5 protein-coding genes are annotated in these 8218 nt (G+C 44.1%); 3 read left to right on the top strand and 2 right to left on the bottom strand.

The genetic code is table 11. The features are described from left to right. Window positions 1-520: 520 nt before the first annotated feature. The 3 genes from QUA80_RS33750 to QUA80_RS08810 all read left to right on the top strand — a co-directional run bounded on the left by QUA80_RS33750 (window position 521) and on the right by QUA80_RS08810 (window position 6707). Entirely contained in the window at window positions 521-661 is a 141-nt protein-coding gene (locus tag QUA80_RS33750) for a DUF6888 family protein (RefSeq protein ID WP_445302224.1), read from the top strand. A gap of 487 nt (window positions 662-1148) precedes the next feature. Beyond that, window positions 1149-5279, top strand: a complete 4131-nt coding sequence (locus QUA80_RS08815; RefSeq protein ID WP_333423305.1) for an ATP-binding protein — start codon at window positions 1149-1151, stop codon at window positions 5277-5279. Between the two features lie 105 nt (window positions 5280-5384). Continuing rightward, window positions 5385-6707, top strand: a complete 1323-nt coding sequence (locus QUA80_RS08810) for a response regulator (protein ID WP_333423303.1) — start codon at window positions 5385-5387, stop codon at window positions 6705-6707. 417 nt (window positions 6708-7124) lie between these two features. Here QUA80_RS08810 and QUA80_RS08805 read toward each other — a convergent pair whose 3' ends face one another. Beyond that, on the bottom strand, window positions 7125-7664 hold the full coding sequence (locus QUA80_RS08805) for a GIY-YIG nuclease family protein (RefSeq protein ID WP_333423301.1): 540 nt from the start codon (window positions 7662-7664) through the stop codon (window positions 7125-7127). Between the two features lie 59 nt (window positions 7665-7723). Further along, window positions 7724-8050, bottom strand: coding sequence for a hypothetical protein (locus QUA80_RS08800; protein ID WP_333423299.1), 327 nt, complete (start codon window positions 8048-8050; stop codon window positions 7724-7726). Window positions 8051-8218: the final 168 nt, after the last annotated feature.

Genomic DNA, 8218 nt, shown 5'->3' with positions numbered 1-8218 from the left:
CTCCAATCCTTCAATCTAAAATCTAAAATCTAAAATCTAAAATCGCTTGACTGCCAGATGTTGCCAACTCCGACCAAAAATAATTTAGTCACAAGTCCCCGGATTCATCAGGGATCAATTCTCCAATCCTTCAATCTAAAATCTAAAATCTAAAATCTAAAATCGCTTGACTGCCAGATGTTGCCAACTCCGACCAAAAATAATTTAGTCACAAGTCCCCGGATTCATCAGGGATCAATTCTCCAATCCTTCAATCCTCCAATCCTCCAATCCTTCAATCTAAAATCTAAAATCTAAAATCTAAAATCGCTTGACTGCTGTCTAACAAACCACCAAAAGTGCGAGAGTACAGCAGCAAAGATTGTTCCTACCGCAGCGCCCTTACTCAAATGCTTTGTAGTTTGCTGCGAGTTAACAAATAGGGAGGATCTCAATGAAAGCACCCAAGCTAGAAATCTAAGTTTTGAGGCCCGAGGCTGCGAGGAAGAAGGAAGGAGCGAAAAGAAGTGCTTTTACAAAGATGAGATGCTCCCTAACAAATATGTATCAGCTTATCTACATAGTGCGGCTGGATGAACGCACAAATAACTTGTACATTTTGGATCGTAAAACTATCGAAAGAGAGATTTATCCTAACGGGCCGTGGAGATATTCTGATTAACACAGCTAATTTTAAAACTCTGAGCAGAAAGGAATTATCTCGTTTCCGGTGGCATCGGAATGAAACCGAGCACACGCCACTGCCCTGTCCCTACCCCGAATATTAATAAACTTCCCGAAAGCTACAGTAGCTTGACTTGGAAAAATTCAGAGGCAATTCAACCGAAATTAAGTTTCAAATAAATAATGGGTAGTTATTTGCAAAAAAAAACAGCCACTTATAGACAACTTAATTGATGAGGTTCTAGCAGAAATACAGAAAAAAATAGAAACCTTATGACTGTTTTTGTCAGTATAAAACACTCAAAGACCAAACAGCTAAAAACAGAACTGACAGAAGCAAATTTTGACAGCCGCCCCCAATTTTCGCTGGTAGTTGACTATCTACCCGGAGAAAAATTTCAGAGCCTTTAGGGCGCGACAATGGCCGGGGTAAAGGCAGACCACAGTAGTTAAACTTCGATCGCCATCACAATTGGTTCACACCCATGTCGATTTATCCATTCAACCGCCGAGCGGCCAAATTTTTCAGCAAGCTTCCCCTGCGAACGGTTCTGATTGTTCCGTTTGTTTTGCAAACGGTAAGTGTAGTTGGGCTAGTAGGCTATCTTTCTTTCAAAAGCGGTCAGGAATCTGTCGAGGATGTAGCGCATCAGTTAATCGAACAAGTAGCAGAGCGGATTAGCGATCGCCTCACCGATAATAATGGGCCTTCGTCAATCAATACCTTTCTGGCTAGGCTGGACTTCTCTGCATCGGGACAGACTTTTATTATGGATCGATCGGGTAATCTGATTGCCGCATCCACACTAGAAACACCCTTGGCAACGCCAACAAAAAACCAACCGACGCCACTGCTAGCCACCAACAGCAAGGACGCCCGAACGCGAGATATTGCCCGACAACTCGCCCACCGATTTGGCAACTTCCGCACGCTGCAAACAACTCAGCAATTTACCCTGACAAGCAAGCGCCAGCGGCAGTTTGTCCGCGTCACTCCGTATCGAGATTTCCGTGGCTTGGATTGGTTGATTGTGGTGGTGGTGCCAGAGTCTGATTTCATGGCTCGCATTCAAGCAAATACGCGCAAGACATTGTGGCTGTGTGCCGGTACGCTGCCGCTGGCGATCGCGATCGGATTGTTGACTTCCCGTTGGGTGACAAAACCAATTATGCGCTTGAATACCGCAGCCAAAAAAGTTGCCAAAGGCGAATGGGATCGACCTTTAGAAATTAGACGCTTCGATGAAGTCGGAGAACTCGCCAATTCCTTCAATCTTATGGCAGCGCAACTGCAACAGGCTTTTGCAGAACAAAAATCTTTAAATGAAGCCTTAGCGCAGAGGGAGAGCCAACTCCAGCAATTTATCGAAGCCATGCCTGCGGGAGTATTTATCCACGATGCCTCGGGTAAAGTCGTGTACTTCAACGAAACTGCCAAGCATTGGCTCGGCGTAGAAACTATCCCCGATGCGACTTTAGAAGAATCAGTCGAAGTTTATCAAATCTACCGCCAAAACCAGCCCTATCCAATTGAAGAACTGCCCGCATTCCGAGCACTGCACGGCGAAACAGTGTTCCTTGAAGATGTAGAACTTTATCGAGACGGGGAATTTATTCCTTTTGAGGTGCGCGCCACACCAATTTTCGACGCAGGCGGAAACATTATTTATGCGATCGGTGCTTTTTCTAACATCGCACAGCGCAAACAATTTGAAAAAATATTAACTGACTGCAATCGCACTTTAGAAGCAGAAGTTGCCGAACATACCTCCGCCTTAGAGCGTGCTAATGAACTATTACAATATGAAATGATCGAGCGCAACTTAATCGCACAAAAGTTTTATACTTCTACCGATCAATTCATGAAAATGTTTGAGTATATTACCGATATTGTATTAATTTTTGAAGCCACAGAAAAAACTATCCAAATTATACCCACTAAGGGAATTTTTCAATACAACTATCAGAAAAATCAGCTCGACTCTATCATCGAACAATTTTTTCAGGAACAAAGCGAGGAGATTTATTTCGCTAAAGTTCGACAGGCATTGGAAACAAAACAAACTATTAGTTTTGATTACAGTCTGCAGATTAATAACCAAGAAGTTTGGTTTGCTGCTAAAATTTCGCCGCTGTCCGATAGCTCCGCTGTTTGGGTAGCGCGCGACATTAGCGATCGCCAGTTTGCCGAATCTCGACTGCTCGAAGCCCAAAAAATTGCCCGTATTGGCAGTTGGGAACACGATATCGCCACAGAAACAACCACTTGGAGTGAAGAACTCTATCGCATTTACGAGATCGATCCGACTCAAAAACCGCTGCCCAGCGAACAATTAATCGAGCATTTTCATCCAGAAGATCGATCGCGCTATCTGACAATGATTCGCGATCTAGCTAGTTCAGGAAAAAGCTTTGAAATCGATCTGCGGCTGATCCGAAGAGATGGCTCGCTCAGTTACCTTGAAGTCCGAGGGAAACCGGTTTATGACGAACAAGGGCAGTTGAGCCGTTTAGTGGGTACTGTCTTGGATATTAGCGATCGCAAACAAGCCGAGTCAGCTTTGCGAGAAAGCGCGCAGGGGGAACAAGCCATCGCCCGATCGATCGATCGCATCCGTCAATCCTTAGATATTGACACAATATTCAAAACCACAACTTATGAACTGCGACAAACCCTAAAATGCGATCGTGTCGGGATCTATCGTTTTAATCCTGATTGGAGCGGGGAATTTGTTGCCGAATCAATGGCTCAGGGCTGGATATCTCTAATGAAAAAAACCGACGATATTAATTTACCAAACAATCTCGTCGAAGACACTCGCTGTACCGTGAAAACTCTGCAAGCCAGCAGTGAACCAGTGCTGGATACCTATCTACAAAAAAATCAAGGCGGTATGTACGCTAGAGGCGTTCCTTACCGCATAATTGAAGACATATACAGCGCTGGTTTAAGTCCTTGTTACCTGCAACTGTTAGAGCAATTTCAAGCTAGAGCCTACGTTATTTTTCCCATATTTTGCGGCAGTCAACTTTGGGGTTTGCTCGCCAGCTATCAAAATTCTGCACCCCGCACTTGGCGCGAAGCAGAAATCAATATTGGGCTGCAAATTAGCACTCAACTCGGAGTCGCCTTACAACAAGCTCAATTGCTCGAAGCCACTCAACAGCAAGCAATACAGCTCCAACAAGCAGCCTGGGCAGCAGAAGCCGCCAACCTCGCCAAAAGCACTTTCCTGGCAAATATGAGCCACGAACTCCGCACCCCGCTCAACGCAATTCTGGGATTCTCTCAATTGATGCAGCGCTCTACCAACCTCACTCGCGAACAACAGGAAAATATCCGTATCATCAACCGCAGCGGAGAACACTTGCTAGCTCTGATCAATCAAATATTAGATTTAGCCAAAATAGAGGCGGGACGCATTACCCTCAACCCAACAGACTTTAAATTAAGCAGCCTGCTCAATGAGGTGGAAGAGATGTTTCAACTCCAGGCACGGGATCAACAATTGCAGTTAATATTTGACTGCTCTAGCGATATTCCCGAATACGTCCGAACCGATCAACTTAAGTTGCGCCAAGTTTTAATTAATCTGCTTTCTAACGCCATTAAGTTTACGAAAAAGGGAGGCATTGCGGTAAGAGTAAGGGCGGTTAGGGAGAGTGAAAACCAGCAAACACCAATCACTAATTATCAATTATATTTTGAAATAGAAGACACTGGTTCCGGCATGGCTCCTGAAGAGTTAGAGCGGCTTTTTCAACCGTTTGTGCAAACCAAAACAGGGGCAACATCTCAGCAGGGAACAGGCTTGGGGCTGGCTATCAGCCAACAGTTTATCAAGCTGATGGGCGGGATCATTACTGTGCGAAGTGAAGTAGGACGCGGCACAACCTTCGCGTTTGATATCTCCGTCAGCGCCATTGAGGCCCTGGCGACTCAATCCGTAAAGCCGCCGCGTCGGGTGATAGCCCTAGAACTCAACCAGCCACGCTATCGTATTTTGATTGTGGACGATCGAGCCGACAACCGCCAACTGCTGATCGAACTCCTCGCTGCCTTTAACTTTGAACTCCAAGAAGCCAGCAACGGCATAGAAGCTATTGAAATGTGGTCGAGTTTTGAGCCGCACTTAATTTTTATGGATATGTGGATGCCCGTGATGGATGGGCATGAAGCGACGAAACGCATTAAAGCCACTGTTAAAGGTCAAGCGACCCCCATTATTGCCCTGAGTGCCGGTGACGTTGAGGAAGCGCGAAGCGTTACTGTATCAGATGATTGCGATGACTTTATCCACAAACCCTTTCGAGATACAGAAATCTTTGCCACCCTGCACAAACATCTGGGAGTGCGTTACATTTACGATGAACCCGAGAGTGTTCCCGAGTCAACTCAAATCGAGGCTCTCACAGCAGAGACTCTTGCAGCTTTACCTGCAGATTGGCTGGTAGCTTTAGAGAAAGCCACAATAGAGTGCGATTTAGAGTTAATTCTGATCCAAATTGAGCAAATTCGCGATCGAAATGACTCTTTAGCTACCGCTCTAGCCGCATTGGCAAACGAGTTTCTTTTCAATGAAATATTAGCTCTCATCCATCCCGAAACAAAATAAAAATTATATTAGATCTGGTTCGTAGTAAATACGACCGTCCTGATAAAACCCGCTCGGACATCGTATTCACTACAAACCTATAACGGTTATTTTACCGAACTAGATATGAATTACGAACTAACTCACGTCTTAAAAGGAAATATTTTAATTGTTGATGATATTCCGGCTAATTTGCAACTTTTAGCTCAAATACTCTCCCAGCAAGGGTACAAAACACGCACCGCACCCGACGGCAAACTAGCTCTGCGGTCGATCGAGTTAATTCCTCCTGACTTGATATTGCTCGACATCATGATGCCGGGTATGGACGGCTACAAAGTCTGCCAAGCATTGAAAGCTTCTCCCAAAACCAAGGACATTCCCGTTATTTTTATTAGTGCTTTAAATGAAGTGTTTGATAAAGTCAAAGCCTTTGAAGTTGGCGGTAGAGATTATATCACGAAACCGTTTCACGAACAAGAAGTTTTGGCCCGGGTTTCAAATCAAATCGTGCAGCGCCAATTGTTCCAACAAACACAATCCTACGCCCAGCAACTCGAACAAACTTTAACTCAACTCAAGAAAACTCAATCTCAGTTAATACAGAAGGAAAAAATGGCTTCTTTAGGTCAATTAGTGGCAGGGATTGCTCACGAAATCAACAATCCAGTCAACTTTATCTACGGCAATATTGCTCTAGCGGCGGACTATGCGCGAGATTTGCTTCACCTCGTCGAATTGTACCGACATTACTACCCCCACCCCGTTGCAGAAATTATCGGCAAATTGGACGAGATTCAACCCGAATTCATCGCAGAGGATTATCCAAAACTGCTGAATTCGATGACAGAGGGTGCTTCTCGAATTAGCGAGATTGTGATGTCTTTGCGCAACTTTTCCCGCCTGGGAGAACAAAAGTACAAGCCAGTGAATATTCATGAAGGCATTGACAACACTTTAGTTATTTTGGAACACAGACTGAAGGGATCGAACCAAAAAGATGAGATTGAGGTTATCAAACACTACAGTCAACTGCCAAAAGTCACCTGTTATGCCAGTCAGTTAAATCAGGTGTTCATGAACGTGCTAACTAATGCTATTGATGCCCTAGAAAATCAACCATCTCCTCGAACAATTACCATCAGCACTTCACTAAGTTCTGAGTCAGCACCTGCGCTGCAAAATCAAGATTCAAAAGTCGCAACTCAAAACTATAAATCTGTTGTGATTAACATTGCCGATAACGGTTGTGGGATGAGTGAGGACGTGCGCCACCAGATATTTGACCCATTTTTTACTACCAAGCCTGTAGGCCGGGGTACTGGATTAGGGTTGGCAATCAGTCACGATATTGTAGTGGAAAAACATCGAGGTCAAATCAGTTGTGTTTCTGCTCCGGGCAGAGGGACAGAGTTAATTTTGCAGATTCCGATATCTGTTAAATGCTAACAGTTAATACCAATTTTTTATGAGGTTGAATAGAATCCGATCCCCCCTAGCCCCCCTTAATAAGGGGGGGACAAGATTCTTCTCAAAGTCCCCCTTATTAAGGGGGATTTAGGGGGATCGAGATATGTGCAACTCCACATTAAATTGGTATAAATGTTAGTAATAAGGACTAAAGTCCTTAGGTATAAACCTAAAATTCTCACTACAAACACAGGACTTATGCACTCCGACCAAAGAAACGGTTTTTTTACCGAATCTGCGGTCTACAGCGAACTATTTTCGTAAAAAAACCAGGTTTCCGGGCCGGTGCGTAAGTCCTGAAACAGTTTCGTAGTAAGCATTTGAGTTATGAAATATCGAAAAAAAATCCTCATTGCAAGCAGGGGCTGATTGTGGGGAATTGACCGGAGAGGCTATTTACTTTAAATCGAGCAATCCGCTAGTTTTCAGCTTGGGATTAAACCGAATTTCTTCAGTTACACCCCGAGCTTTCAACAGCGATAAAATTTCATTTTCTACGCGCCGCGCGACATTTTTCAACAATTTATCTTTGGCAATTTCATCAGCGAAGATACCTTCATAATTGGCCACTTCTTCGGCAGTCATCACTGTTTTGGTGTCGATGGGATCGTTCCATTTGGCAGCATCGGCACCGTTACCCTGGGGTTGGGAACCGTTTTCGGCAATCCAACTTTCTCTAATGCTTTCTAGAATTGTGCGGCTGGGTTTCTCAATAGTTTGGATTTTCAGCCAGTAGCAATATTGGGTTTGGCGTACCAAATGCTGTTTGAGGCTGAGGTAAATGTCGCGAGAATAACCGACAAATTGCAGCACTTTCTCGCTGTCGAAAATCGCGTAAACGCCAATTTTTCCCCGGACAAACTCGGGCAATTTTCCCTCGGAGTCAATGTAGGGAATGAATTCTAAGCTGGCGAGAGATTGAATGTCTTCTGTCATTCGATTTTAGATTTTAGATTTTAGATTTTAGATTAAACCACAGATTAACCAGCTTTTACTTAAGTCTTAAAAACTCGATAAATTGCACAGAGGCGGCTGGGTTTAAATATTTTGGCCTGGAACATGAAATTAGGCGGGACGTTGACGATCGCAAAATCGCTCGATTCGTGATATTTTTCAAATTCTGCAGGCATTCCCTTCGGCGTCTCGCTGCTGTAAGGGACTGGCTGAAAAAGTAATTCGGCAAACTCAATGCGCGAGCACTGCAATTGTAGGGCTACTTGTTGGAGAAAGCTTTCACCTGTTAATAAAGCGAACAGTGCAGTTTTAGCATCGGGTTCGAGGACAAAACTGCTATCGTAGCTTTCAATAATCTTGAGACCCATTTTCTGTATACTCCTGACAGACGGCGGTGAACGGTTATCGGTTAACTGTTGAGCGATCGGCTCAATCCTGAATTTTACCTGAGATTGACCGTTTTGAAGGCAGAAGCTATTCGGCAGGAGGTCAATCGATTTTAGATTTTAGATTTTAGATTTTAGATTTTAGAATTG

Source organism: Microcoleus sp. F4-D5 (assembly GCF_036704885.1).
Taxonomy (GTDB): Bacteria; Cyanobacteriota; Cyanobacteriia; order Cyanobacteriales; family Microcoleaceae; genus Microcoleus.
Note: the sequence above shows the minus strand (reverse complement) of the source record. Positions and strands in the feature narration are given on the sequence as shown.

Bases quoted from the DNA above. Each gene is read 5' to 3' on its own strand.
- QUA80_RS08800 (WP_333423299.1), bottom strand. From the start codon at position 8,050: ATGGGTCTCAAGATTATTGAAAGCTACGATAGCAGTTTTGTCCTCGAA.
- QUA80_RS08810 (WP_333423303.1), top strand. From the start codon at position 5,385: ATGAATTACGAACTAACTCACGTCTTAAAAGGAAATATTTTAATTGTT.
- QUA80_RS33750 (WP_445302224.1), top strand. From the start codon at position 521: ATGAGATGCTCCCTAACAAATATGTATCAGCTTATCTACATAGTGCGG.
- QUA80_RS08815 (WP_333423305.1), top strand. From the start codon at position 1,149: ATGTCGATTTATCCATTCAACCGCCGAGCGGCCAAATTTTTCAGCAAG.
- QUA80_RS08805 (WP_333423301.1), bottom strand. From the start codon at position 7,664: ATGACAGAAGACATTCAATCTCTCGCCAGCTTAGAATTCATTCCCTAC.